The organism is Frigoribacterium endophyticum (genome assembly GCF_011759585.1).
GTDB lineage: Bacteria > Actinomycetota > Actinomycetes > Actinomycetales > Microbacteriaceae > Frigoribacterium > Frigoribacterium endophyticum.
This window is the reverse complement of record NZ_JAAOYV010000002.1, coordinates 671,333-693,070: the sequence shown is the minus strand read 5'-3', so window position 1 is coordinate 693,070 and position 21,738 is coordinate 671,333. Positions and strand designations below refer to the sequence as shown.

At 74.3% G+C, this 21,738-nt stretch carries 20 protein-coding genes and 1 tRNA gene; 8 read left to right on the top strand and 13 right to left on the bottom strand.

Annotated features, from left to right (window positions below):
- Window positions 1–11: 11 nt before the first annotated feature.
- The 3 genes from FHR77_RS10515 to FHR77_RS10505 all read right to left on the bottom strand — a co-directional run bounded on the left by FHR77_RS10515 (window position 12) and on the right by FHR77_RS10505 (window position 4,710).
- The gene (locus FHR77_RS10515; RefSeq protein ID WP_424955876.1) at window positions 12–2,813 is read right to left on the bottom strand and encodes an alpha/beta fold hydrolase; all 2,802 of its coding nucleotides are present in this window, start codon (window positions 2,811–2,813) and stop codon (window positions 12–14) included.
- Window positions 2,810–3,772: a 3-oxoacyl-ACP synthase III gene (locus FHR77_RS10510; RefSeq protein WP_156370250.1), complete on the bottom strand. Its 963-nt coding sequence runs from the start codon at window positions 3,770–3,772 to the stop codon at window positions 2,810–2,812. Before FHR77_RS10510 ends, FHR77_RS10515 begins: the two co-directional genes overlap by 4 nt.
- A 656-nt stretch (window positions 3,773–4,428) precedes the next feature.
- Window positions 4,429–4,710: a hypothetical protein gene (locus FHR77_RS10505; protein ID WP_156370098.1), complete on the bottom strand. Its 282-nt coding sequence runs from the start codon at window positions 4,708–4,710 to the stop codon at window positions 4,429–4,431.
- Window positions 4,711–4,786: 76 nt separating this feature from the next.
- Here FHR77_RS10505 and FHR77_RS10500 point away from each other — a divergent pair, with 76 nt between their 5' ends.
- Window positions 4,787–5,032, top strand: coding sequence for a hypothetical protein (locus FHR77_RS10500; protein WP_167260139.1), 246 nt, complete (start codon window positions 4,787–4,789; stop codon window positions 5,030–5,032).
- Here FHR77_RS10500 and FHR77_RS16420 read toward each other — a convergent pair.
- Window positions 5,029–6,234 (bottom strand): FUSC family protein, encoded by a 1,206-nt coding sequence (locus tag FHR77_RS16420; RefSeq protein WP_167260137.1) that lies wholly within the window; start codon window positions 6,232–6,234, stop codon window positions 5,029–5,031. The genes FHR77_RS10500 and FHR77_RS16420 overlap by 4 nt on opposite strands.
- 103 nt (window positions 6,235–6,337) lie before the next feature.
- Here FHR77_RS16420 and FHR77_RS10490 point away from each other — a divergent pair, with 103 nt between their 5' ends.
- A complete protein-coding gene (locus FHR77_RS10490) occupies window positions 6,338–6,856 on the top strand; it encodes a MarR family transcriptional regulator (protein ID WP_167260135.1) in 519 nt (172 codons plus the stop codon).
- A gap of 19 nt (window positions 6,857–6,875) precedes the next feature.
- On the opposite strand, the gene FHR77_RS10485 is transcribed toward FHR77_RS10490, so the two are convergent.
- Together FHR77_RS10485 and FHR77_RS10480 are read right to left on the bottom strand one after the other, a co-directional pair.
- Window positions 6,876–8,294, bottom strand: coding sequence for a family 16 glycosylhydrolase (locus FHR77_RS10485; RefSeq protein ID WP_167260132.1), 1,419 nt, complete (start codon window positions 8,292–8,294; stop codon window positions 6,876–6,878).
- Between the two features lie 348 nt (window positions 8,295–8,642).
- A tRNA-Thr gene (locus tag FHR77_RS10480) sits at window positions 8,643–8,716 on the bottom strand.
- A 153-nt stretch (window positions 8,717–8,869) separates the two neighbouring features.
- Here FHR77_RS10480 and FHR77_RS10475 point away from each other — a divergent pair.
- A complete protein-coding gene (locus FHR77_RS10475; RefSeq protein ID WP_056056995.1) occupies window positions 8,870–9,052 on the top strand; it encodes a hypothetical protein in 183 nt (60 codons plus the stop codon).
- A gap of 9 nt (window positions 9,053–9,061) precedes the next feature.
- Here FHR77_RS10475 and FHR77_RS10470 read toward each other — a convergent pair whose 3' ends face one another.
- Both FHR77_RS10470 and msrB read right to left on the bottom strand, forming a co-directional pair.
- Entirely contained in the window at window positions 9,062–9,616 is a 555-nt protein-coding gene (locus tag FHR77_RS10470) for a nitroreductase family protein (RefSeq protein ID WP_167260130.1), read from the bottom strand.
- Complete coding sequence (gene msrB / locus FHR77_RS10465; RefSeq protein ID WP_056056991.1) at window positions 9,613–10,050, bottom strand: peptide-methionine (R)-S-oxide reductase MsrB; 438 nt, start codon at window positions 10,048–10,050, stop codon at window positions 9,613–9,615. Before msrB ends, FHR77_RS10470 begins: the two co-directional genes overlap by 4 nt.
- 101 nt (window positions 10,051–10,151) lie before the next feature.
- Here msrB and FHR77_RS10460 point away from each other — a divergent pair, with 101 nt between their 5' ends.
- The 5 genes from FHR77_RS10460 (at window position 10,152) to groL (ending at window position 14,502) form a co-directional block, all read left to right on the top strand.
- Window positions 10,152–11,138 (top strand): DUF2332 family protein, encoded by a 987-nt coding sequence (locus tag FHR77_RS10460; protein WP_167260128.1) that lies wholly within the window; start codon window positions 10,152–10,154, stop codon window positions 11,136–11,138.
- Window positions 11,139–11,215: 77 nt separating this feature from the next.
- The gene (locus FHR77_RS10455; protein ID WP_156370092.1) at window positions 11,216–11,509 is read left to right on the top strand and encodes a DUF3263 domain-containing protein; all 294 of its coding nucleotides are present in this window, start codon (window positions 11,216–11,218) and stop codon (window positions 11,507–11,509) included.
- 20 nt (window positions 11,510–11,529) lie between these two features.
- Complete coding sequence (locus FHR77_RS10450; protein ID WP_056056987.1) at window positions 11,530–12,162, top strand: LytR C-terminal domain-containing protein; 633 nt, start codon at window positions 11,530–11,532, stop codon at window positions 12,160–12,162.
- Window positions 12,163–12,474: 312 nt separating this feature from the next.
- Window positions 12,475–12,678, top strand: coding sequence for a cold-shock protein (locus FHR77_RS10445; RefSeq protein WP_056056985.1), 204 nt, complete (start codon window positions 12,475–12,477; stop codon window positions 12,676–12,678).
- 204 nt (window positions 12,679–12,882) lie between these two features.
- Window positions 12,883–14,502, top strand: coding sequence for a chaperonin GroEL (gene groL / locus FHR77_RS10440; protein ID WP_167260126.1), 1,620 nt, complete (start codon window positions 12,883–12,885; stop codon window positions 14,500–14,502).
- Window positions 14,503–14,955: 453 nt separating this feature from the next.
- Here the strand turns inward: groL and FHR77_RS10435 are convergent, their stop codons facing one another.
- The 5 genes from FHR77_RS10435 to FHR77_RS10415 form a co-directional block, all read right to left on the bottom strand.
- Window positions 14,956–16,707: a sensor histidine kinase gene (locus tag FHR77_RS10435; RefSeq protein WP_167260123.1), complete on the bottom strand. Its 1,752-nt coding sequence runs from the start codon at window positions 16,705–16,707 to the stop codon at window positions 14,956–14,958.
- A 108-nt stretch (window positions 16,708–16,815) separates the two neighbouring features.
- The gene (locus tag FHR77_RS10430) at window positions 16,816–17,508 is read right to left on the bottom strand and encodes a response regulator transcription factor (protein ID WP_056056979.1); all 693 of its coding nucleotides are present in this window, start codon (window positions 17,506–17,508) and stop codon (window positions 16,816–16,818) included.
- Between the two features lie 81 nt (window positions 17,509–17,589).
- Window positions 17,590–18,153 (bottom strand): hypothetical protein, encoded by a 564-nt coding sequence (locus FHR77_RS10425; RefSeq protein ID WP_167260121.1) that lies wholly within the window; start codon window positions 18,151–18,153, stop codon window positions 17,590–17,592.
- Window positions 18,150–19,787 (bottom strand): DNA repair helicase XPB, encoded by a 1,638-nt coding sequence (locus FHR77_RS10420; protein ID WP_167260119.1) that lies wholly within the window; start codon window positions 19,785–19,787, stop codon window positions 18,150–18,152. The genes FHR77_RS10425 and FHR77_RS10420 overlap by 4 nt, the downstream gene beginning before the upstream one ends.
- 67 nt (window positions 19,788–19,854) lie before the next feature.
- Window positions 19,855–21,723: a helicase-associated domain-containing protein gene (locus tag FHR77_RS10415; RefSeq protein ID WP_167260116.1), complete on the bottom strand. Its 1,869-nt coding sequence runs from the start codon at window positions 21,721–21,723 to the stop codon at window positions 19,855–19,857.
- Between the last annotated feature and the right edge of the window lie 15 nt (window positions 21,724–21,738).

Here is a 21,738-nt window from a genome sequence, read left to right as displayed (position 1 = left end):
CGCCGTCGGCCTCACGGGCGCACCATCCGCCCGCCCGAGAGCACCGAGCCGGCCCAGGCCGCGAGCCGGGCGCGGTCGATCTTGCTGTTGTGGCGCACGTCGGTCGGCAGGTCGGGGACGACCAGCACGGCCGCGACGCGGTGCCCGACGGCCGCGTGCACGGCCTCCCGCACGGCGGCGGCGAGCGGCGCGGCGGCCAGCCCCGGGCGGCGCGACCGGGCGGCGGTCTCGACGACCACGACGACCTGCTGCGTGCCCGCGGGCCCCACGCCCACGACGGCGGCGCGGCCGACGTCGGCCAGCGCCTCCACCGCCTGCTCCGCGGCGACGGGGGTCAGCGGCCCCGACGCGGTGGTGAGCACGTGCGGCAGCCGGCCCTCGACCCAGAGGCGGCCCCGGTCGTCGAGGTGCCCGACGTCGCCGGTGCGGTGCCAGCGCTCGGGCGCGCCCTCGGCGGCCCCGGGCACGCCGCGCACGCTCGCGCGGTCGGTCAGCCAGAGGCGGTCGTAGCCGCGCTTGAGGTGCGGCGCCGAGACGACGATCTCGCCCGTGACGCCGGGGGCGTCGGAGGCCGTGTCGGAGGCGCGCCCCCGCCCGTCGAGGGGAGCGAGCAGCACGCGGGTGGTCGCTGCCGGCACGCCGACGCACACCCCGTTCGCGGCGGGGTCGGCCGCGGCCGCGCGCACGCCGTCGAGCGTGACGTCGGTCATCAGCAGGCCCTCGGTCATGCCGTACGGCGTGTGCGGCGTCGCCCCGGGCATGAGCTCACCGGCGGCCGCGAGGAGGCGCTCGGAGACGGGCGCCCCCGCCGACAGGAAGGTCTCGACCCCGGCCAGGGCGGCGCGGTCGCGGGCGTCGAGCTCGTCGGCCGTCGCGACGACGTTCGTCAGGGCGGCGGGGGAGAGGAAGACGACGGTGGCGTCGACCGCGGCCGCCGCCGCGGCGACGGCGCGGGCCGTCAGGGTGCGCGGCGAGGTGACGTCCATGTCGGGGGTCACGCTCGTCGCCCCGAGCGCCGGGCCGAGCAGCGCGAACGGGGCGAAGCCGGCGACGAGGCCCGTGCCGGGGCCGACGCCGTACTGGTCGGCGAGGGCGTCGCGCAGCGCGGTCAGCTGGCCGTGCGTGTAGACGACGCCCTTCGCCGGGCCGGTGGAGCCCGAGGTGAAGAGGATCGCCGCCGGGGCGTCGCCGGCGGGCGCGTCGGGCAGCGAGGCGAGGGCCCGCCCGGCCCGACGGCCCAGCGCGGCGATCTCGGGCAGCGACGTCTCGACGCCGAGGGCGGCCGCGGCCACCGGCGACAGCCGCTGGGTCGAGACCACCCGGCCGGGCCAGCCGAGCGCGCGCGCCGCGGTGAGGCCGGGCAGCTGGCCGATGACGTGGTCGGGCCACGAGCCGCGGACGGCCCGCGTCAGCCCCTGCACGCCGAGGCCCGCGTCGGCGACGACGACCACCGCGCCGAGGCGCACGCAGGCGTAGAGCACGGCGGTGAGGTCGGCGCCGGGCTGCACCAGCAGCGACACGCGGTCGCCGGGGCGGACGCCGTGCTTGCGCAGCCCGAGGGCGATCTCGGTCACGCGGCGGCTCAGGAGCCGCCAGCTGACCCGTCGGGGGCCGGAGGCGCGGGCCGCGCCGTGCGGCACCATCTCGATCAGGGCGGTGTCGTCGCTCTCGGCGAGCGTGTCGAGGTGGTGCCAGAGCGGTCGGTCCTGCGCGGCGGGCGGCGCCTCCTGCGCGTCGCTTGCCGCGGCGGCAGTGGCGGCCGAGGGCACGGCGGCCGCGACGCGGTCGCCGAGCCAGGTCTCGACGGCGGAGGCGTAGTCGACGTCCTCGGCGACGAGGTGCCCGGCGCCCTCGAAGCGGTGCACGTCGGCGTGCGGGAGGCGGTCGACGAGGTCGTCGAGGTAGCGGTCGCTGAAGATCGGGTCGCGCGGGCCCCAGAGCATCAGCGCGGGCACGTCGAGGCGGGTCAGGGCGTCGGCGACGCGGTCGAGCTCGGGCCGGCTCGGGTGGCGCTGGTCGACGGGGATGTCGGCGACGAAGCCGCCGATCCCGCCGCGCCGCTCGGCGCCGCGGTAGGGCGCGCGGTAGCCCGCGGCGACCTCCGGGGGGAGGCGCGGGTGCGCGATCGCCAGCGTCACGTCGAGGAACCCGGTCGTGGCGACGGTCGCCCGCCCCAGCACGCCCCGGGCGAGCGTCAGCCGCAGCGGAGCCGGGATCGGCTCGTCGGCGGGCTGGTGGATCGCCGTGTTGAGCAGCACCAGGCCCGAGAGCAGCTCGGGGTGGTCGACGGCCCAGCCCATCGAGACGACGCCGCCCCAGTCGTGCCCGAGCGTGACGACGGGCCCGGCGAGGCCGAGGTGCTCGGTGAGCGACGAGAGGTCGGCGACGCGCTGCGGCAGCCCGCGCTCGACCCCGGTGCGCTCGGAGAAGCCCATGTCGAGCTGGTCGACGGCGACGACGCGCCAGGCGGGGCCGCCGGCGGCGGCGGTCGCGAGGGTGCGGGCGGCGAGCCGGCGCCAGAGGTACGACCAGGTCGGGTTGCCGTGCACGCAGAGCACGGTGCCCACGGGCTCGACGCCGAGCGCCTCGAGCGAGCCCGCCGTGTCGAGGAGGTGCCAGGTGCGGTCGACCGGCTCCGCGCCTCCGGCACCGTGCCCGCCCGCGGGTCCTGCGGGGCCTGCGGGGCCTGCGGGGCCTGCGGTTCCCGCGGGCACGGTCACGAGACGGGACCACGCCGGGTCGAGCCCGTCGAGCCCCGCGGGCGGCAGCGTCGCGGGCGACGTCGCCCGGGCGGCGCGGGGGAGGCGACTCACCAGGCGAGTTCCATCATCGCCGTGTTGATGCCCGAGCCCACGCCCATCAGCAGCACACGGTCGCCCTTCGAGAGGGTCTTGGACTCCTCGACGAGGGTGATGGGGATGGAGGCGGGGCCCACGTTGCCGAGGGTCGGGTACGTGAGCGGGACGCGCCCGCGGTCGATGCCCGCGGCCTTCACGAAGGCGCCCGTGTGCACGTCGCTGACCTGGTGCATGATGTAGCGGTCCATGCCCTGCCACTCCCAGTCGCGCTTCGCCTCGCGCCAGGCGCTGACGACGAGCTCCATGCCGCGCTTGAGCAGGGCCTTCGCGTCGGTGAACATGCCGTCGACGCTGCCGACGCAGAGGTCGTAGTTCTCGGTCGCGGCGCGCGTGACGCCGCCGACGATGCGGTGGCCCTCGGGGTGACGGTCGGCCCGGCCGAGCACGGCGGCCGCGGCGCCGGAGCCCAGCGTGAGGCTCGCGAACTCGCTCATGAAGTCGTCGCGCCCGTAGCCCTTGGTGAGCAGGCGCTCGATCGTGTTGACCTGGACGTCGTCGGCGTCCTCGCCGTCGATGATCACGGCGTACTCGATCTGGCCGGCGTCGATCAGCTGCGCGGCGAGGGTCATGCCGTTCACGAAGCCGAGGCAGGCGTTCGCGATGTCGAAGTTGGTGGCCGACGACGGCAGGCCGAGCCCGTGGTGCAGGCGCACGGCGACGGAGGGCTCGAGGTGCGGCCGCGTGACGGAGGTGTTGATCAGGAGGCCCACCTGGTCGGGCCGGATGCCCGCCTCGGCCATGGCGCGCTTGCCCGCGTCGACGGCGGCGTCGTCGAAGCTCTGGTCGGCGCCCCAGTTGCGGCGCTCGTGCACGCCGGCGACGCGCTGCAGCAGGCCGGTGGGCAGCTTCAGGCGCTTCAGCACCGGGCGGAGCTTCTCGTCGATGCTCGCGGAGGTCGTGACCCGGTCGGCCATGGTGCTCGTGACGGCGAGCAGGGCGACGTTGCTGTGGCGGGTCGTGGCGTTGCCGCTCGTGGCGTCTCCGGTCAACGGGGCTCCCTGTCGAGTTGTGCCTGGGCTGGCTGTGTCTGGGCGTGCTGTGTCTGGGCGTGCTGTGTCTGGGTCGTGCTGGGTCGTGCTGGGTCGGCTCGTTGCTGGTTCTGTGTCGCGACCGCGCGCGTCTCGTCCGACCGTCGTCCGGGCACGAGCGAGCGAGGGGCTGTCGGGGGCCGGGGCGTCGGGTGCACGGCGAGGGTGCATCCCGCCTACTTTACGGCTGTCGTCGCTGGGCGGTTGCCAGGTTGCCGGGGCACAGACATGCCGATCAGGGCATGGACGGGGCACGGGAGGCGTGGGTCTGCCGACCGCGACGGTGCGTCCCGCGGGCCCTGCCGACGTCTGCGCTCCGGCGCTCGGCCGTCGGGCGGAGCAGGAGTGGTCGCCGAGAACGCTCCTCCACTCCGGAGTGGAACAGCCGGACGCGAGTCGTGCCGGTGACATGGTGCTCCTCCACTCCGGAGTGGATCAGCGATGCCGGACCGCCCCACGGCGGGCCCGGTCGAGCGCCCTCGCCCGAGCCGAGCCGAGCCGAGCCGAGCCGAGCCGAGCTGAGCCGCGCCGGCCCGGGTCGATCAGGCGCGCGGACCCCGGGGCAGCTTCACGACCCGGCGGCGGTCGTCGCGCGACCACCACACGAGGTCGGCCACCGCCCACACCACGGCCCCGGCGACGGCGAGCAGCACGACGACCGTGACGACCGTCACCGACCCTCCGCCGACGGCGAGGGCGGCGACGATGCTCGCCGCGACCAGCAGGGCACAGACGATCGTGACGACGGGGCGCACCAGGCCGCCCTGCTTCGTCAGCAGCCAGTTCGGCACGTCGGGGTCGATCTCGACAGTCTTCCGTCTCACGCAGCCAGGCTACGGGGCCGACCCGGCCCGCGCCTCCGGGGCCCTGCTCGCCGTCGGGTCGACTACGGTCGTCGGCATGAGCGAGCTGCGCCGACCCTGGTTCACCCTGACCAAGACGGGGTCGGTGCTGCCGCCCGCGCTCGAGATCGCGGTCGGGCTGCTCGGCCTGGTCGTGCAGGCGCTGACCCTCGCGAGCGACCGGGAGACACCCGGCGCCACCGTGATCGTCATGGTGGTCGCCGTGGCGCTGATCGCCCAGGGCGTCGCCGACCTCGTCTGGTGGGGCCGTGACGGCCGCCGCGAGGCGGTCCGCCAGGGCTAGCTCGCCCGACTCGACGCCGGGCCGGGAGCAGCCGTCCCCGCCGTCGTCGCCGCGACCGGCGCAGCCGCCGGCGGCAGGGCGGCCCGCCGCAGCCGGTGCGTCGCCAGCAGCAGCAGCACGGCCACGCCGACGCCCACGCCGGTGTCGACGGCCCGCCAGACGACCAGGGGCGCGATGTCGACCGGCCCGGCCAGGGCCCGCATGCCCAGGGCCATCGGCGTGATGAACAGCAGGGTCAGCCCGTAGTTGCGGGCGACGACGAGCTCGGCGGCGAACTGCAGCACGCCGAAGGCGACGATCAGGCCGACCTCCCCGGGGCGGAGCGCCAGCAGCGCGGCCGCGACGCCCACGCCGAGCAGCGTGCCGACGAGCCGGTGCCCAGCGCGCACGAGCTGGGTCGACGTGGCCCGGCCGACCACCGGCACGACCGCCGACACCATCGCCCAGTACGGGCTCTCGAAGCCCAGCCCGACGCTGACGAGGCCCGCCGCCAGGCTGCCGACGAGGCAGACCGCGGCGTGCAGGAGCGCCCGACGACGGTCGAGGGCCGGGGCGGTCGCCACCGCACGGGTGCGCGCAGCCCGGTCGCGCCGTCGGCCGGAGGGCAGCAGCAGCACGGCCGCCGACGCCGCCAGCGCCACGAGCAGGCTGGCCGGGGCGACCACCGCGGCGACGCCCACGGACGAGGAGGCGGCGGGCAGGAACGCGCACACGCCGAGCCCGAAGACGGGGAAGAGGGGCCCCGGGGGAGCCCACCGCCGCACGTCGGCGATCAGCGACCCGACGCCCGCGACCGCCGCGATGACGACCACGACGAGCACGACGTCGGCCCCGCTCGTCGAGAGCACGGCGCCGAGCACCACGCAGGCGACGAGGACGGCCCCGGCCTCGAGCTGCATCCGCAGCCGCGGGCCCACGGGCAGCCCGCGGCCGAAGGCGGACGCGAAGGCGCCGAACACGGCGTAGGGCGCCCAGGCGAGGTGGCCCGTGGCCGCGAGCACGGCGAGCGGGAGCACGACGCTGACGGCCACCCGCGCGGCCGGCACGTGGGCGCCGTCGTGCGGGCCGAGGCGCACGAAGTCGCGGGGGCGGGGGAGCACTGCCGGGCGGGCGGCCGGGGCGGGCGGGGCAGCGGAAGGAGCGGGGGAGGCGGGAGCCCCGGGGGCAGGGCTGGCGGCGGGCTCGGGGCGGGACGGTGCCACGGGGGTCCTCTCGACGACGGTGGGCGTTCGTCGTCGAACTGCTTCACGGGTGAAATAGATGGTCGTCGGTAGTTTACCCGTGAACCACCGGTACCCTCGACGCGTGAGCCCCGCCGACCCCGCCCGCGCCGACACCGCCCCACCCGACGCGATCGAGCGCGTCCACGACCGCTGGCGGCGCCTCCGGCCCGACCTCGACGTGTCGCCGCTGCTCGTCGTCGGCCGCGTGACGCGCCTGGGCCGCCTGATCCAGCGGCGCAGCGACGAGCTGCTGCGCGACCTGGGGCTCGGGCGGGCCGACTTCGACGTGCTCGCCGCGCTCGTCCGCCACGACGCGCCCCTGACCCCGACGGCCCTGGCCGACGAGACGCTGCTGTCGGCGCCCGCCGTCACCAAGCGCCTCCGCGTGCTGCTCGACGCCGGGCTCGTGGCCCGGGAGGCCAACCCGGCCGACGGCCGCGGCTGGCTGGTCGTGCCGACGGAGCCGGGGCGCCGACGGCTCGCCGAGGCCCTCGACGTGCAGGTCGCCGCCGAGGCCGCGATGATCGCGGGCCTCGACGGCGACGAGCGGGACGCCCTGCTGCGGGGCCTCCCGGCCCTGCTGCGCGAGCTCGAGGGCTAGCGCCCCGGGCGAGCGCCGGTCAGCGTCGCTCGCAGACCAGGCCGTCGCGGTCGACGTCGAGCCTCGAGTTCGCGGCGTAGACGGTCGCCGAGACGGTCGTGCCGGCGGGCTGGGCGAGGGTCCGCGTGCCCACCTGGTCGCGGGCGCTGGTGCTCTTCGCGACGCCGGCGGGGTGCTCGGAGTTCAGGGCGCCGCAGCTGAAGTACGTCGTCGGGAGCACCAGCAGCGACGCGGAGGTGCGGGAGGCGGTGGTGTAGCCGGCCGCCGACCCCGTCGCCACGACGGTGACGCGACGGTCGATGTCGCCGGCCCTGACCCGGAAGGTGCTGCCGGTCGCGCCGGGCACCGGGGTGCCGTCGACCCGCCACGACCAGGTGACCGCCGTGCCCGGGGTCCAGCCGTCGGCGCTCGCCCGCAGGGTGGAGCCCACCTTGACGTCGCCCCTGACCGTCGGGGTCGTGGTCGTCAGGGCCTTGGGGGCCGGCGCCGGAGCGGGGGTCGGCTTCGGGGCGGGCGCGGGAGTCGGGGCGGGCGCGGGAGTCGGCGTGGGCGTGGGCTTCGGAGCCGGTGCCGGTGCGGGCGCGGTCACCGGTGCGCTGGTCGCGGTCGACGGTGCGTAGGAGTACTGCGACACCCAGTCGATCTGCAGGTGGCCGTCGACCGACGCGGCCGGCTTCGTGCCGTCCGTCGCCGTCTGCAGCACCCAGTGCATCGGCGTGCGGGGGACGTTCGTCGTGGTCGTCGCGACCGTGACGCCGTCGAGCAGGTAGCTGATGCGCCCCGGCGTCCAGTCGATCGTGTAGGTGTGCCAGGCCTGGTACGAGACTCCCGTGTCGTGCACGAGGTCGTTGTTCCACGGGGTGCCGAGCTGGTGGTTGTAGGCGTGGGTGGTGCCGTCGAGCCCGCCCTCGGGGAAGTTGATCTCGCCGTTGGCCCACACGTTCTCGTCGTCCCAGAGCAGGAAGGCCGTGCCGTAGCCCGGGAGGGCGTCGGCGCGCATGCGCACCGAGTAGCGCCCGTAGGTCTGGCCGCCCCACTGCCCGTTCACGAGCGGGATCGGCGCGGCCGACCGCGGCACCCCGTCGGCGCCCGTGTGCAGGTGCATGTCGAGCAGCCCGCCGCTGACCGAGAGGGTGTCGGCGTCGTAGGCGCCGATCTTCCACGTGTCGGGGAACCCGTCGTACGTCATCCACTGCGACGCGTACGGCCCGGGGAAGGAGCCGGCGGCGAGCGGCGTGCTGAAGTCGTCTCTCAGCACCTGCTTCCAGCCGGGCAGGTCGCCGGTGACCAGGGTGGTGGAGGCGGCGGCCGCGTCGAGGGTCGTGGTGGCGGCCGATGCGCTGGCCGTGCTCGCCGCGACGAGGCCGGTGGCGACGACGAGGCCCGCCGTGACGGCGGCGACGACCGGGATGCCCCGGCGGTGGTGACGGGTGTTCATGGCGTGGTGGACCCTTCCGTGGCGTGTGGGAAGGGCAAGCGGGTGCGCGTCGAGCGGGTGGACCGGGTCGCGGGGCTCGGGAGGAGCGGGTCGCGACGACGGGCCGGGGGCGGAGCTCACGCCGGGGAGGTCGGGTCCCTGGCGTGCTCCCAGCGTGCTCCGTGCCGCCGGGGGCCGTCAGCCCCAGCTCGGGTCGCCCTCGCGCGGGGGTGCGCGACGGGGTCTGTCGGCATCGCTGTACCCCGGTCGTCGACCGAGTCGGGCCGGAGCGGGCGTCAGAGGGGGGCGGGATCCGGGCGGGGACGAGGGAGGCCCCGTGCCGCCGGAGGGCGGGCACGGGGCCGGGGGAGCCGCCTGTCGGATTCGAACCGACGACCTTCGCTTTACAAGAGCACTGCGCTACCGGACTGCGCCAAGGCGGCGGGCTCGGCCATCCTACCGATCACGGCGCCCGTCGCGGGCGGTGCGGGGCGCCGCCGAGGCTCGGCGCAGGATTGGCGCGGGCGACGGCGACGTGGTGAAGTAGACGGGCGGCGTCGGCCGCGCGCCACCGCCCGTGACGACGAGGAGCCACCATGACCAACATCCTGACCGCGATCGGATCGATCGTCCTGCTCTTCGTGAGCTTCGCGCTCTTCGCCTACTCGTTCGGCTCGGGCGAGCCCAACGCGCTCGTCTTCTTCGCCGGCATCGTGCTGATGACGGCCTCGTTCGGCATCCCGATGACCGTCTTGGGCAACAGCCGCCGCACCTGGTAGCGGCCGCCGTCAGTCCGCGGTCAGCGGCCTGACGAAGTCGGCCGGGTCGAGCAGGCGGCGGGGCTTCGCCTCGCGCTCGCCGTGGCCTCCCACGTACAGCCACCCCAGGAGCTTCTCGTCGCCCGTCAGCCCGTGGGCGGCCTGCACGACCGGGTGCCGGGTCTCCGACCCGGTCTTCCAGATCACGCCCCAGCCCTCGTCGTCGAGCACGAGCGAGAGCAGGTGGGCGACGCCCGAGGCGACCGACTCCTGCTCCCACTCGGGCACCTTCCGGCTCTCCACCGGCGACGACACCACCGCGATGACGAGCGGCGCGCGGAGCGACTTCTCCTCCGCCTTGCGGGTCGACTTCTCGTCCGCCCCGGTCGCCGCCGACAGCGACCGGCCGATCACGCGGCGGTCGTCGCCGCGCAGCTCGACCAGGCGCCACGGGTGCAGGCCCGAGTGGTCGGCCACCGTCGACGCGGCCTCGACGTAGCTGAGCAGCTGCTCGCGCGTCGGGGCCTCGTCGGTGACCTTCGACCGTGACCGTCGCCGACGGGCAGCGTCGGCGACGCCGGTCACTTCGAGTCCGTCGAGGCGGCGTCGCCCTCGGTGAACGACAGCGAGATCGAGTTCATGCAGTAGCGGTCGCCGGTCGGGGTGCCGAAGCCGTCGGGGAAGACGTGGCCGAGGTGCGAGCCGCAGTTCGCGCAGCGGACCTCGGTGCGGACCATGCCGAGGCTGGAGTCCTCGATCAGGTCGACCGCGTCGGGCCGGACGGACTCGTAGAAGCTCGGCCAGCCGCAGCCGCTGTCGAACTTGGTGCCGCTCTTGAAGAGCTCGGCGCCGCAGGCGGCACAGGCGTACGTGCCGGCGCGCTCCTCGTCGAGCAGCTCGCCCGTCCACGGGCGCTCCGTAGCGGCCTGGCGGAGCACCGAGTACTCCTCCGGGGTGAGCTCGCGGCGCCATTCTTCGTCGGTCTTCTCGACCTTGTACGTGCTGTTGTCGTTGGTCATGGGTGCACTCCTGACACGTTCGGGGACTCCCCATCCAACACTGCCTCGCTGAGCCCCATTCCCCGGGTGACGCCCCCGTGGCCCTCCCTAGACTCGGGCCCGTGACGCTCGCCGACCGCTTCCTCGCCTACTCGGCGCAGGCCGCCGCCGAGGGGTCGCCCGGCTGGGCCGAGCTGGCCGCCGGCCTCGCCGCCGACGAGGCCGCGCTGGCCGTCGTCGAGAGGGCGCCGGAGTCGCGGCGCCAGCCCGTCCTGGTGCTCGCGACGTGCCGGTGGCTGGGCGCGCCCCCGGGGCCCTGGCCGCGCCTCCGGAGCTGGCTCCTCGACCACGCCGACGCCGTGGTCGCGGAGCTCGGGCGACGCTCCGTGCAGACGAACGACCTGCGCCGGAGCGGCCCGGTCTCGCTCGCCCTGGGCCGCCTCGACGAGCCGGTCGCGCTGCTCGAGGTGGGGGCCTCGGCCGGCCTCTGCCTCCTGCCCGACCTCGTCTCGTACCGCGCGGGCGACGTCCGCTGGGGCGACCCGCAGAGCCCCGTGAAGCTGACGCTGGACGTGACGGACGGCCGTGGTGACGCCGCACCCGGCGGAGCGGGCACCGGTCTCGGCGCGGTCGAGCTGCCGGAGGTGGTCTGGCGCGCCGGGCTCGACCTCGACCCCGTCGACGTCCGCGACGACGCGGCCGTCGCCTGGCTGCGTGCGCTGCTGCCGCCGGGGGCGACGGAGCGGGCCGACCTGCTCGAGCGGGCGGTCGCGCTCGCCCGCACCGCGCCTCCCCGGGTCGCCCGCGGCGACGCCGTCGACGACCTCGAGGCCCTCGCGGCGACGGCGCCCGCCGACGCACGTCTCGTCGTCGTCTCGACCGGCACGCTCGTCTACCTGCCGGGCAGACGACGACAGCAGTTCGTCGACACGGTCCGGGGGCTCGGCGCCACCTGGGTCTCGTACGAGCGGATCGGCCTGCTCGACGACATCAGGGCCGTCGACCCGGCCCTCGTCGAGCGCACGTCGGCCTTCGCGGTGCTCGCGCTCGACGGGCGGCCGCTCGCCGTCGGCGACGCCCACGGCACCCGCCTCACGACCGTCGGCTGAACGGGCCGAACCGCGCCCCGCCTCCCCGGTCACGGCCCGCCCCGACGTTATGGTGACCAGGATCGAGAGGGCGGGACGTGACCGACGAGGGCAGCAGGGGCACCGGCGTGCGCGCGGGCGCGTTGTCGACCCTCGACCGCGCGATCCTCGACCTGGAGCAGTCGCCGCCGGCCACGCCGGGCCAGAAGGAGGCGCTGATCCGGAGAGAGCTCGGGCTCGGCGTCGCGCGCTATCAGCAGTTGCTCAACTCGCTCATCGACCGACCTGCTGCACTGGCCTACGCGCCCCTGGTGGTCGGTCGCCTGCAGCGCCTGCGCGACCAGCGCGCCCGGGCCCGCGCCGACCGTTCGTTCGGGCCCACGCCCCGCTGACCCGGAAGACCACGGAGACCATGCCGAAGTACCCCCGCGACCGTTTCGACGAGGTGCCCCGCGACCTGGAGAGGGTCGGGGCGCACCGCTCCGAGCCCCGCCGGGGGCGCGGCTGGGTGGTCGTCGCCTGGGCGGCCCTCGCCACCGGCCTCCTCGTCGGCGCCGGGGTGGTCGCCCTGGGCGTCCTCAACGACAGCTTCCAGTTCGTGGCCCCCAGCGCGAGCAGCTCGGCCGAGGCCGGCGACGCGACGACCGAGCCGTCCGACGAGGCGACCGACGGCGACGGGGCCTCGACCGACGGGTCGACCGACGCCGCCGGCGAGACGCCCGCCGTGACGCCGACCCCGACGGCCACCGCCGCCGACCCCTCCGACGTGCCCGCCTCGACGACGATCGCCGTGCTCAACGCGACGACGACGAGCGGCCTCGCCGGGCGGGCCGCGACGACTCTCGACACCGACGGCTGGACGGTCGGCAGCCAGGGCAACGCGCCCGAGCGCTCCGCCACCTCCACCGTCTACTACGCCACGGCCGCCGACCGCGCGGCCGCGCTCGGCGTCGCCGAGTCGCTCGGCATCGACGCGACGCAGCAGAGCACGGCCTTCCCGGGGGCGACCATCACCGTCGTGCTCGGCACCGACTTCTCGTCGTAGCGGGCGAGCGCGGGGGTCGACGCGACCGGGGCCGGGCCCCGCTCCGCGCCTCCTCGGGGGCCTCCTCGTGCCCCTTCTGTTTCGGGCGTGTAAAGGATCGGGCCGACGGGCGCCCGCGGGTTCGTTCTGCGGCCTTCGGGGCTGTCATCGGCGCCGGGGGCCGCACTAGCATCTGGTCTTGGTCGCCCCCTACGGCCCGCCCGCCCCGCCCCGAACGAGCGAGGCTGCACCGTTCGGGTGCGCAGGCCACTGCGTCGACCCGGCCCCGGCACCGACCGGCCGCCGTACGAACACAGCAAGGGGAGCAGCACCATGGCACACGGGACCGTCAAGTGGTTCAACGCGGAGAAGGGCTTCGGCTTCATCACGGTCGAGGGAGGCGGGCAGGACGTCTTCGTGCACTACTCGGCCATCGACATGAGCGGCTACAAGGTGCTCGAGGAGGGCCAGGCGGTCGTCTTCGAGGTGGGCACCGGGAGCAAGGGGCCGCAGGCGGAGTCGGTGCGGCTCGCCTGAGCCCCGCCCCTCGGCCCCTCGGCCTCTCCGTCACGACGCCGTCCGCCCCCGGGGCGGGCGGCGTCGTCACGTCCGGGGGCTCGCCGTGGGCCTGCCCGGACGGCTTGCACTCACAAGGTGGGAGTGCCAGAATCGCTCTGGCACTCGCCGCAGGTGAGTGCCAAGTACCTCTGCTTCATGACGTCCGGGAGGGACGAGTAACACATGGCTAAGATCATTGCTTTTGACGAAGAGGCCCGTCGCGGCCTCGAGCGTGGCCTGAACATCCTGGCCGACGCGGTGAAGGTCACGCTCGGCCCCCGCGGCCGCAACGTCGTCCTCGAGAAGAAGTGGGGCGCCCCCACCATCACGAACGACGGCGTCTCCATCGCCAAGGAGATCGAGCTCGACGACCCGTTCGAGAAGATCGGTGCCGAGCTCGTCAAGGAGGTCGCCAAGAAGACCGACGACGTCGCCGGCGACGGCACCACCACCGCCACCGTCCTCGCCCAGGCGCTCGTCCGTGAGGGCCTCCGCAACGTCGCCGCCGGTGCCGACCCCATCTCGCTCAAGCGCGGCATCGAGAAGGCCGCCGCCGCGGTCTCCGCTCAGCTCCTCGCCGACGCGAAGGACATCGAGACCAAGGAGCAGATCGCGGCGACCGCCTCGATCTCCGCCGCCGACCCCACCATCGGTGCGCTCATCGCCGAGGCCATCGACAAGGTCGGCAAGGAGGGCGTCGTCACCGTCGAGGAGTCGAACACCTTCGGCACCGAGCTCGAGCTGACCGAGGGCATGCGCTTCGACAAGGGCTACCTGTCGCAGTACTTCGTCACCGACCCCGAGCGCCAGGAGGCCGTCTTCGAGGACGCCTACGTGCTCATCGTCAACTCGAAGATCTCCAACATCAAGGACCTCCTGCCGATCGTCGACAAGGTCATCCAGTCGGGCAAGCAGCTCCTCATCATCGCGGAGGACGTCGACGGCGAGGCCCTGGCCACGCTCGTCGTGAACAAGATCCGCGGCATCTTCAAGTCGGTCGCCGTCAAGGCCCCCGGCTTCGGCGACCGTCGCAAGGCGCAGCTGCAGGACATCGCCATCCTCACCGGTGGCCAGGTCATCGCGGAGGAGGTCGGCCTCAAGCTCGAGAACGCCACGCTCGACCTGCTCGGCCGTGCCCGCAAGGTCGTCATCACGAAGGACGAGACCACGATCGTCGAGGGTGCCGGCGACGCCGAGCAGATCGCCGGGCGCGTGCGTCAGATCCGCAGCGAGATCGAGGCGACCGACAGCGACTACGACCGCGAGAAGCTCCAGGAGCGCCTCGCCAAGCTCGCCGGCGGCGTCGCCGTCATCAAGGCGGGTGCCGCGACCGAGGTGGAGCTCAAGGAGCGCAAGCACCGCATCGAGGACGCCGTCCGCAACGCGAAGGCCGCCGTCGAGGAGGGCATCGTCGCCGGTGGTGGCGTCGCGCTCATCCAGGCCGGCAAGACCGCCCTCGCCGAGCTGCAGCTCGAGGGCGACGAGGCGACCGGGGCGAACATCGTCCGTGTCGCGATCGACGCTCCCCTGAAGCAGATCGCCTTCAACGCGGGCATGGAGCCCGGCGTCGTCGCCGACAAGGTCCGCGGCCTCCCGATCGGTCACGGCCTCAACGCCGCGACCGGCGAGTACGTCGACATGATCGCCGCCGGCATCATCGACCCGGCCAAGGTGACCCGCTCTGCCCTGCAGAACGCCGCCTCCATCGCTGGTCTGTTCCTGACCACCGAGGCCGTCGTCGCCGAGAAGCCCGAGAAGAACGCGGCCCCGGCCGGCGACCCCACGGGTGGCATGGACTTCTAGTCCGCACGGTTCCACGCTCAAGGGCGGTTCCCCTCCGGGGGAGCCGCCCTTCGGCGTTCCCGGGGTGCGCCCCGTGTGCCCGTCCGCTCGGCCTCCGCCCGGCCTCCCCGCGTCCGGCGGGCCGCTCGGGTCGGGGCTCGTGATCTGAGAGTGATCCTGGGCCACGGGCTCTGCGGCACCACGTCCTCGCGGGCTGCCGCCGCCATCCCTCTCGTTCTGGGCATGCAGGAGGGCTGCCCGGTGCGGGTGAAGAACGCGAGCGATCCGTCCGCCGTCGACCAGATCACGGGGATCCCCGGCGTTCTATCGCCCGATCCCTCTCAAATTATGACAGGGCGAACGTCGGGTGAACGGGGCTGGCGTGCCGGGGGGACGCGAGCCGGGAGGCGGGGGCGGGCAGGCCGGAGGCGCGCAGGGGCCGCGAGCGAGACGCAGCGGGCGGCGGAGCGCGGGCTACGCGAGCGTGACGGAGCCGGGGGAGGCGGGGGCCTGGCCGGGCACGCCGGTCGCCGGCGTCTCGGGCGGGACGCCGTTCTCGGGGAAGAGCGGCAGGGCCACGCGGAAGGTGGCTCCGCCCCCGGGGGTGTCGAAGACGTCGACGCTGCCCCGGTGAGCCGCCACGATGCCCGACACGATCGCCAGCCCCAGGCCCGAGCCGCCGGTGTCGCGGGTGCGCGACGAGTCGGCGCGCCAGAAGCGCTGGAAGATCTTCTCGCGGATCTGTGGCGGGATCCCCTCACCGTGGTCGACGATGTCGATCGTCGCCACCCCCCGGCCCGGGTCGGACTGCACCACGAGCTCGATGGGGCTGTCGTGCTCCGTGAAGCGCATCGCGTTGCCCATCAGGTTCGTGATCACCTGGCGCAGCTTGTTCTCCTCGCCGAGCACGACGGCGGGCGCCTCGGGGCCGTGGCCGGCCGTGCCGTCACCGGTGCCGGCAGCGGCCTCGTCGGCGGCCCGCGTGGCGCGGGCGCGGAGGCTCCGCAGCCGGGCGAGGGTCGCGCCCGCGAACGACACGGGGCCCGTCGCCCCGGGGTCGAGGGCCGTCTCGGGCACGCTGGCGGGCGCGTCCGGGCCGGTGGGCGCCTCCTCGCCGGTCTCCGACACGACCGGGTCGTGCACGACCACCGCGATGTCGCGGTCGGGGTTCGACGCCATGGTGTCGAGGGCGGAGTCGCGGGCGATGGTCACGAGGTCGACCGGGCCCAGCTCGAGCGGCTTCGACTCGTCGAGGCGGGCCAGCGCCAGGAGGTCCTGCACGAGCACGCCCATGCGGATCGCCTCCTTCTCGATGCGGTCCATCGCCTGGGCGACGTCCTCAGGCTTCGTCAGGGCGCCCATCCGGTAGAGCTCGGCGTAGCCCCGCAGGCTGACGAGGGGCGTGCGCAGCTCGTGGCTCGCGTCGCCGACGAACCGGCGCATCTGGTCGATGGTGCGCGCCCGGTCGTCGAACGCGCTGTCGATCCGGCTCAGCATGGAGTTGAGCGAGCGGTTGAGGCGCCCGACCTCGGTGTTGGGCGTCGTCGAGTCAAGCCGCTGGCTGAAGTCGCCGTCGGCGAACCGCGCCGCGGTCGCCTCGACGTCGCGCAGCGGCGAGAAGGTCGAGGTGACGAGCAGGCGGGTGAGCGCGGCGCCGAGCACGACGACCGAGACGCCGAAGCCCAGGAAGATGCCGCTGAACCGGCCGATCAGGGCCGTGGTGACCGCGAGGTTCGTGCCGGTGACGATGGTCGCGTCGATGCGCTCGACCGACCCTCCCGACGTCGTCTGCAGGGTGGTGTTGTAGGCGAAGACCCGCCACTGCTGGTCGTGGGCCTCGTTGAAGACGCTCTCGGCCTCGTCGTTGGTCTCGTCGGCCGGGATGTGCACCGACGAGAGGTCGGGAGCCGTGCCCGCGGCCAGCTCGTCGCTGTTGTCGCAGATCTGGGTGCCGTCGGCCCGGTACAGGGCGACGTAGCTGCTCCGCGTGTCGCCGAACGTGACGGTGCACGACTGCGCGTTCGTCGTGTTCGGCGTCGCCCCGGTGAAGCCCTTGGCCGCGGCCTCGAGCGACATGTCGACCTGGCCGTAGAGGTACGTGCTCAGCACGGTCATCGTGCCCAGGCCGGCGACGAGCAGCCCGAGGGTCACCAGCGTGACCGTGATGCCGGTGATCTTCGTGCGGATGGAGATCTCGTTCCACCACTGCGACAGGCGTGCGTGCATAGAGGGGTCAATCTAGCGCGAGGCGCCTGGGAGCCGGTGAGGCCCCCAGGCGCCCGGGAGAGTGCTGGAGCAGGGCGCGCGCCGCCGAGGAGGCGGTGCGCCGGCCGGTCAGGCCTTGGCGGCCTTGAGCATGTAGCCGAAGCCGCGCTTGGTCTGGATGATCGGCTCGGCCGAGAACTGGTCGAGCTTGCGGCGCAGGTACGAGATGTAGCTCTCGACGATGCCGGCGTCGCCGTTGAAGTCGTACTCCCACACGTGGTCGAGGATCTGGGCCTTCGACAGCACGCGGTTGGGGTTGAGCATCAGGTAGCGGAGCAGCTTGAACTCGGTCGGGCTGAGCTCGATCGCCGTGTCGCCGATGGTGACCTCGTGGGTGTCCTGGTCCATGGTGAGCTCGCCGGCGCGGATGATCGCGTCCTCGTCCTCGTTCATGGTGCGGCGGAGGATCGCCTTGATGCGAGCCACGATCTCGTCGAGGCTGAACGGCTTCGTCACGTAGTCGTCGCCGCCGACCGTGAGGCCGGTGATCTTGTCCTCCGTGTCGTCCTTCGCGGTGAGGAAGAGGATGGGGGAGGTGTAACCCGACGAGCGGAGGCGCTTCGTGACGCCGAAGCCGTTCATGTCGGGCAGCATCACGTCGAGGATGATCAGGTCCGGCTCCTCCTCGAGCACGGCCGAGATGGCCTGCGCGCCGTTGCCGACCGCCCGGACCGCGAAGCCGGCGAAGCGCAGGCTCGTGGTCAGCAGGTCGCGGATGTTGGGCTCGTCGTCGACGATCAGGATCTTGGGGCCGTCACTCATGCACGCAAGTATCTGCGCGCCTCCTCGGTGTTGTCTGTGAGCCGAGCGCGAGTCACCCGGGTGAGCGCAGCGTGCCCGCCCTCACCGGGCCGTGTGCTCGCCGGGCCAGTCGGTGTTGGGCACGAGCGCGATGCGCGTCGTCAGCTCGAGCAGCTCGTCGGGCACGGCGAGGGTGAAGGCCACGCCGTCGCGGTGCTCGAGGACGGCGGTGTAGCCGGAGGCGCGGGCGATCTGCCACCCGGGGAAGGCCTCGACCGGGGCCGAGACGACCCGCGCCTCCTCCGCGTCGTCCAGCTCGCCGAGGGCGCTCAGGCCGGCGAAGAGGTGGTCCTTCACCGGCGAGCCGGCCAGCAGGTCGGAGCGCTCGAGCACGTCGGGGTCGGGGCTCCAGGTGACGACGCTCAGCACGGACCCGGCGTGCAGCCCGCCCTGCACCTCGTAGCTGCGCTCGACCGAGACGACCACCGAGGAGTCCCACTCCGCGACGCGGGCCTGCTGGCCGACGAAGGCCAGGGCGTCGTGGTCGAGGGAGGCGACCAGCGGCCCGAAGGTCGCCGTCGCCGACTGGTCGGCCAGGAACACCCGCCGCAGGCTGTCGCGCCAGAGCTCGTCGTCGCCCAGCGACAGGTCGTGCGCGTCGCTCATGCCGCCAGCGCGGGGGAGTCGAGGATCGTGTAGCTGTAGCCCTGCTCGGCGAGGAAGCGCTGACGGTTCTGCGCGAACTCCTGGTCGACCGTGTCGCGGCTGACGAGCGTGTAGAACGACGCCGGCAGGCCGGACTTCTTCGGGCGGAGCAGGCGGCCGAGGCGCTGGGCCTCCTCCTGCCGGGAGCCGAAGGAGCCGCTGACCTGGATCGCGACGGTCGCCTCCGGCAGGTCGACCGAGAAGTTGGCCACCTTCGACACGACGAGCACCTTGAGCTCACCGTCGCGGAAGGCCTGGAAGAGCCGCTCGCGCTCGTCGATCGGCGTCGCGCCCGTGAGCGTCGGCGCGTCGAGCACGGCGGCGAGCTCGTCGAGCTGGTCGAGGTACTGGCCGATGACGAGGATCTGCTCGCCCTCGTGGCGGTGCACCAGGTGCGAGACGACGTCGAGCTTGGCCGGCGCCGTGGCGGCGAGGCGGTAGCGCTCGTCGTCGGGGGCGGCGGCGTACTCGAGCCGGTCGTGCTGGGGCAGGTCGACCCGCACCTCGTAGCAGCTGGCCGGCGAGATGTAGCCCTGCGCCTCGATCTCCTTCCACGGGGCGTCGAAGCGCTTGGGGCCGATCAGGCTGAAGACGTCGCTCTCGCGGCCGTCCTCGCGGACGAGCGTCGCGGTGAGCCCGAGCCGCCGCCGGGCCTGCAGCTCGGCGGTCAGCTTGAAGACCGGTGCGGGGAGCAGGTGCACCTCGTCGTAGACCACGAGGCCCCAGTCGAGGGCGTCGAGCAGCGACAGGTGCGTGTACTGGCCGCCGCGTCGGGCGGTGAGGATCTGGTACGTCGCGATGGTGACCGGCTTGACCTCCTTGACGGAGCCCGAGTACTCGCCGATCTCGTCCTCCGTCAGGGAGGTGCGCTTGAGGAGCTCGTCACGCCACTGGCGCGCGCTCACGGTGTTCGTGACGAGGATGAGCGTCGTCGTGCCGGCCTTCGCCATCGCGCCCGCCCCGACGAGGGTCTTGCCCGCGCCGCAGGGGAGGACCACGACGCCGGAGCCGCCCTCGAAGAAGTTGTCGATGGCCTGCTGCTGGTAGCCGCGGAGCTCCCAGCCGTCGGGGTCGAGCTGGATCGCGTGCGGCGTGCCGGGGGTGTAGCCGGCGTGGTCCTCCGCGGGCCAGCCGAGCTTGACCAGCTGCTGCTTGACCTCGCCGCGGGCCCAGGGCAGGAGCTCCCACTCGGTGTCGCTGCGGCGGACGCCGAGCAGCTCGCCGACCTTCTTGGCCCGCGTGACCTCGCTGAGCACCGAGGAGTCGGTGCCCCGCAGCACGAGGGCGCCCTCGTCGTCGCGCTCGATCACGATGCGGCCGTAGCGCGCGACCGTCTCGGCGATGTCGACGCTGACGCTCTGCGGCACCGGGAACTTGGAGTACTTCTCGAGCGTGCCGAGCATGTCGTCGGCCGTGTGGCCGGCGGCCCGGGCGTTCCAGAGGCCGAGTCGGGTGATGCGGTAGGTGTGGACGTGCTCGGGGGCACGCTCGAGCTCCGCGAAGACCGCGAGGTCGTGGCGGGCGTCGCCTGCGTCGGGGTGCGCGACCTCGAGCAGGACGGTTCGATCGCTCTGCACGATCAGGGGGCCGGTCATGAGGATCGAGTCTAGGCGGGGCCCCCGACACCGCTCACAGGGTGACGGGGAGCGGCCCGGTGCCGGCTCAGGTCGCGCTCGACACCGCGACGACGTGCGACAGCGGCAGCGTGCGCTCGACGTCGGACTTCTTGTCGCGGCCGCGGACGCGACCGCCGCCGATGCCGGTGGGCTCCATCTCGAGGTGGGTGGTGCTGCCGTCGGGCATGGCGATGGTCACGGTGACCGTGAGCCGGCCCTTCACGGCGGCGTCGAGCTGGCGGGCGATCCAGGCGCGGTCGGTCGTCTCGGGGCTGCCGCCCGACGCCGCCGCGGCGCCGGCCTCGCGGAGGCGCTCGACCATCTCGCGGAGCGGGTCACGGGCCTCGACCGGGGCCGGCCGTCGCGGGCGACGGCGCACCGGCGGCGCCGACTCGTCGCCGTCGGGGTCGACGAGCACGACCGGGTAGCGCTCGTCGCTGAGCGCCCAGAACACGGTCTCGCGCTCGAAGCGGCTCGCGACGCGCTGGCCGTCGAGCCGCTGCAGCCCGAGGGGCGAGAGCGCGTGGTCGACCTCGAGGGTGTCGACGTCGGAGCGCTCGACGGCGCTGACGACCGAGGCCGTGCCCTCGGGCAGGTCGGTGGCCGCGGGGTCGGCGGCGGCGACGCGGAAGCGCCCGTGCCGTTCGGCCGACTGCTGGATGAGGTACTCGAGCGGCTGCGGGATGCCCGAGAGCGAGATGCCGGAGAGGAACTCGCGCAGGCTGTCGGCCGTCTCGCCCCGGGTCAGCGCCCGCTGGATGCCGCCCTCGGTGATGCGGTAGGTGGCGGCGAGGCCGGCGCTCTCGACGTCGGCGACGACGCGGAGGCGGGCGTCGAGCGCCGGGGCGAGCGGACCGGGCGAGACGACGGTGAGGTCGTGCTGCAGGTACACCTCGTCGATCGCGTCGGGCAGGAGCTCGGCGACGCGGGCCCGCGCGGCCTCGGGCCCCTCGCGGAAGAGCGCGACGGCGGCGGAGGTCGGCGAGCCGCCCGAGGTGAGGCCGAGCAGCTGGGCCGCCCGCTCGAAGGAGGCGAGGCGCTCGCCGATCCACGCGCCTCCGGCCGGGTAGGCCCACGCGGTGAACTCGGCCAGGGGCTCGCCCCACGACGTCTCGACCCGCTGCGACAGCACGGCGAGGATCTCGGTCGGCAGCGTCGCGAGCCACGCCCGGGTGAGCTGCTCCCAGCGGTCGGGCCAGGAGGCGGCGAGCCAGTCGACGGCGTCGACGGTGGTCGCGTAGCCGTCGGGCCCCGAGGCGGCGAGCCCGGCCCGCGCCGCGATCGCGAGCACGACGGGGACGTCGTCGACGTCGAGGTGCGCGGCCTCGGCCAGGCGGCGCGTCTCGGGCAGGGCGAGCCCGCCCTTGGCGAGCTCGCGGGCCGGCGAGCGGTCGAGGGCGCGCAGGATCTCGGCGACCTCGATCACCACGGCGTAGAGCCGCTCGGCCGACCGGGCGTCGACGGCGGCGCGGTCGACGTCGCCGACGCTCTCGAGCACGACGGGCGGGTGCACGGCGCCGAGCCGCACGGGGGAGAGCTCGGGGTCGTCGTCGAGCCGCTCGCCCACCGCGTCGAGGGTGCTGAGGGAGTCGCCGGTGCGGACGGCGAGGAAGAGGTCGACGAGGTGGTCGCCGGCCGCCCGCACGCCGTCGCGGTCGACGTCGAAGACCGTGTCGAGCCGCGCGGCCAGCGCGTCGACGTCGGCCGGGACGCGGGCCGCCTGGAGCACGAGCAGCTCCGTCCGGTCGAGGCGCGTCAGCGCGTCACGGACGGACGAGGGGTCGAGGAGGGTGTCGGCGAGGTCGAAGGCGTCGTTCACCGAGGAGGCGCGGACGAGGCGCGGGGCGAGCCTCCGCACCAGCTCGTCGGGCGGGGTGTCGCGGAGGACTCCGGCGAGGTCGAGAGCACTGGACATGGGCGGGTCCTCCTG

Coding starts and splice junctions, on each gene's coding strand:
- FHR77_RS10510 (WP_156370250.1), bottom strand. CDS start 3,772: ATGGCCGACCGGGTCACGACCTCCGCGAGCATCGACGAGAAGCTCCGC.
- FHR77_RS10500 (WP_167260139.1), top strand. CDS start 4,787: ATGAGCGAGCTGCGCCGACCCTGGTTCACCCTGACCAAGACGGGGTCG.
- FHR77_RS10485 (WP_167260132.1), bottom strand. CDS start 8,294: ATGAACACCCGTCACCACCGCCGGGGCATCCCGGTCGTCGCCGCCGTC.
- FHR77_RS10475 (WP_056056995.1), top strand. CDS start 8,870: ATGACCAACATCCTGACCGCGATCGGATCGATCGTCCTGCTCTTCGTG.
- msrB (WP_056056991.1), bottom strand. CDS start 10,050: ATGACCAACGACAACAGCACGTACAAGGTCGAGAAGACCGACGAAGAA.
- FHR77_RS10450 (WP_056056987.1), top strand. CDS start 11,530: ATGCCGAAGTACCCCCGCGACCGTTTCGACGAGGTGCCCCGCGACCTG.
- FHR77_RS10445 (WP_056056985.1), top strand. CDS start 12,475: ATGGCACACGGGACCGTCAAGTGGTTCAACGCGGAGAAGGGCTTCGGC.
- groL (WP_167260126.1), top strand. CDS start 12,883: ATGGCTAAGATCATTGCTTTTGACGAAGAGGCCCGTCGCGGCCTCGAG.
- FHR77_RS10435 (WP_167260123.1), bottom strand. CDS start 16,707: ATGCACGCACGCCTGTCGCAGTGGTGGAACGAGATCTCCATCCGCACG.
- FHR77_RS10430 (WP_056056979.1), bottom strand. CDS start 17,508: ATGAGTGACGGCCCCAAGATCCTGATCGTCGACGACGAGCCCAACATC.
- FHR77_RS10425 (WP_167260121.1), bottom strand. CDS start 18,153: ATGAGCGACGCGCACGACCTGTCGCTGGGCGACGACGAGCTCTGGCGC.
- FHR77_RS10420 (WP_167260119.1), bottom strand. CDS start 19,787: ATGACCGGCCCCCTGATCGTGCAGAGCGATCGAACCGTCCTGCTCGAG.
- FHR77_RS10415 (WP_167260116.1), bottom strand. CDS start 21,723: ATGTCCAGTGCTCTCGACCTCGCCGGAGTCCTCCGCGACACCCCGCCC.